General features: G+C 51.9%; 1 rRNA gene (only partly in view). It reads left to right on the top strand.

Annotated features, from left to right (window positions below):
- Positions 1-1,659 (top strand): 23S ribosomal RNA (locus ACS5PN_RS31215); it begins 1,319 nt to the left of the window's first position.
- Positions 1,660-1,674 lie beyond the last annotated feature (15 nt).

Here is a 1,674-nt window from a genome sequence, read left to right as displayed (position 1 = left end):
GCTGGAGGTATCAGAAGTGCGAATGCTGACATGAGTAGCGTTAAAGGGGGTGAAAAGCCCCCTCGCCGAAAGCGCAAGGTTTCCTACGCAACGTTCATCGGCGTAGGGTGAGTCGGCCCCTAAGGCGAGGCAGAGATGCGTAGCTGATGGGAAACAGGTCAATATTCCTGTACCGATCAATAGTGCGATGTGGGGACGGAGAAGGTTAGCTCAGCCAACTGTTGGATATGTTGGTTCAAGCGTGTAGTCGTGCTCTTTAGGCAAATCCGGAGAGCTTAGATGAGGCGTGATAACGAGTCTGCTTGCAGACGAAGTGAGTGATACCCTGCTTCCAAGAAAAGCCACTAAGCTTCAGCTATTGACGACCGTACCGCAAACCGACACTGGTGCGCGAGATGAGTATTCTAAGGCGCTTGAGAGAACTCTGGAGAAGGAACTCGGCAAATTGACACCGTAACTTCGGAAGAAGGTGTGCCTTTAGTAGGTGATCCATTTACTTGGTTAGCCCAATGAGGCCGCAGAGAATCGGTGGCTGCAACTGTTTATTAAAAACACAGCACTCTGCAAAGACGAAAGTCGACGTATAGGGTGTGACTCCTGCCCGGTGCTGGAAGATTAAATGATGGGGTGCAAGCTCTTGACTGAAGTCCCAGTAAACGGCGGCCGTAACTATAACGGTCCTAAGGTAGCGAAATTCCTTGTCGGGTAAGTTCCGACCTGCACGAATGGAGTAATGATGGCCACACTGTCTCCTCCAGAGACTCAGCGAAGTTGAAATGTTTGTGATGATGCAATCTCCCCGCGGAAAGACGGAAAGACCCCATGAACCTTTACTGTAGCTTTACATTGGACTTTGAACAGATCTGTGTAGGATAGGTGGGAGGCTTTGAAGTAAGGTCGCTAGATCTTATGGAGCCAACGTTGAAATACCACCCTGGTGTGTTTGAGGTTCTAACCTTGGCCCGTTATCCGGGTCGGGGACAGTGTATGGTGGGCAGTTTGACTGGGGCGGTCTCCTCCCAAAGTGTAACGGAGGAGTTCGAAGGTACGCTAGTTACGGTCGGAAATCGTGACGATAGTGCATTGGCATAAGCGTGCTTGACTGCGAGACTGACAAGTCGAGCAGGTACGAAAGTAGGACAAAGTGATCCGGTGGTTCTGTATGGAAGGGCCATCGCTCAACGGATAAAAGGTACTCTGGGGATAACAGGCTGATACCGCCCAAGAGTTCATATCGACGGCGGTGTTTGGCACCTCGATGTCGGCTCATCTCATCCTGGGGCTGTAGCCGGTCCCAAGGGTATGGCTGTTCGCCATTTAAAGAGGTACGTGAGCTGGGTTTAAAACGTCGTGAGACAGTTTGGTCCCTATCTTCCGTGGGCGCTGCAAGATTGAGAGAGCCTGCTCCTAGTACGAGAGGACCGGAGTGGACGCACCTCTGGTGTATCGGTTGTCACGCCAGTGGCATTGCCGAGTAGCTAAGTGCGGAAGAGATAACCGCTGAAAGCATCTAAGCGGGAAACTCGTCTCAAGATGAGTCTTGCCGGGGCCTTGAGCCCCCTGAAGGGTCGTTCGAGACCAGGACGTTGATAGGCTGGGTGTGGAAGCGCAGTAATGCGTTAAGCTAACCAGTACTAATTGCCCGTGAGGCTTGACCCTATAACTTTGACTGCC

Origin of the sequence: Roseateles sp. NT4 (genome assembly GCF_051857475.1) — a bacterium.
GTDB lineage: Bacteria > Pseudomonadota > Gammaproteobacteria > Burkholderiales > Burkholderiaceae_C > Pelomonas.
This window is presented reverse-complemented; position numbering and strand designations above follow the sequence as displayed.